Source organism: Bacillus sp. SIMBA_074 (genome assembly GCF_046534555.1).
In the GTDB taxonomy this organism is placed as follows: domain Bacteria; phylum Bacillota; class Bacilli; order Bacillales; family Bacillaceae_G; genus Bacillus_A; species Bacillus_A mycoides.
In genome coordinates this window covers 1-369 of the sequence record NZ_JAWRYM010000184.1, presented here as the reverse complement: position 1 = coordinate 369, position 369 = coordinate 1, and the positions used below count along the sequence as shown (strand labels likewise).

Sequence of the window (369 nt, the reverse complement as noted above, 5' to 3'; positions counted from 1 at the left end):
CATTGGCAATCAGTGTATAGCTGCCTGCCGAAAGACCGCTTTCCACGTATTGCCCTTGTGCATCAGCGAGCAGAATAGCCAGGATCGTCCCCGACGGACTCCCTTGGCGAACGGTAATGGTAGCGCCTGCTATCGGCATGCCCGAATCTTGTTCTCGAACAATTCCCGCTATGGCGCCAGGCAATCCCTGAAGCGCAAAGCTTAATGTAGAAGCACCACCAGCCTGTATAATTGCCCCGGCAGCTTCGCTCGCATAACCAGAAGCATGTACATTTACGGTGTGTCCTCCCTGGGCCAGCCTATTTATGAAATAGCTTCCCGTGGCGTCCGTCAAAACTGTGGCAACAGGTGCTCGTGTACTATCGTAGA

1 protein-coding gene is annotated in these 369 nt (G+C 53.7%); it reads right to left on the bottom strand.

All coding sequences use genetic code 11. The annotated features are described in order from the left end of the window. The coding region (locus SB773_RS30415; protein WP_410593923.1) for an MSCRAMM family protein at positions 1-334 on the bottom strand (334 nt) is incomplete at its 3' end. Positions 335-369 lie beyond the last annotated feature (35 nt).